Genomic DNA, 398 nt, shown 5'->3' with positions numbered 1-398 from the left:
GGATAATAGCCATGACAATTCACGTAACAGATGTCGCCATCGTGGGCGGCGGCATGGTCGGCGGCGCCCTGGCGTTAGGGCTGGCGCAACAGGGATTTACCGTGACGGTGCTTGAGAAAGCGGCGCCACCGGCGTTCGATCCGGCATCCGCCCCGGATGTGCGGATCTCGGCGATCAGCGCGGCTTCGGTCGGCCTGCTGAAGAGTCTCGGCGTCTGGGATGCCATACGGGCGATGCGCGTCCACGCTTATCGCCGTCTGGAGACCTGGGAGTGGGAGAGCGCGCACGTCGCCTTCGACGCCGCGGAGCTCAAGCTGCCGGAGCTGGGCTATATGGTCGAGAACAAGGTTCTGCAATGGGGCCTGTGGCAAGCGCTGGCGGCGCATGAGGCGGTTACC

General features: G+C 65.1%; 1 protein-coding gene. It reads left to right on the top strand.

The features are described from left to right. A partial coding sequence (locus M3205_RS25315; protein ID WP_251172374.1) for an FAD-dependent oxidoreductase occupies window positions 1-398 on the top strand: 398 nt, incomplete at both ends.

The organism is Cytobacillus firmus (genome assembly GCF_023715565.1).
Classification (GTDB): Bacteria; Bacillota; Bacilli; order Bacillales; family Cytobacillaceae; genus Cytobacillus; species Cytobacillus firmus_C.
The sequence above is the reverse complement of the archived record's forward strand: the minus strand, read 5'-3'. Positions and strand labels throughout refer to the sequence as shown.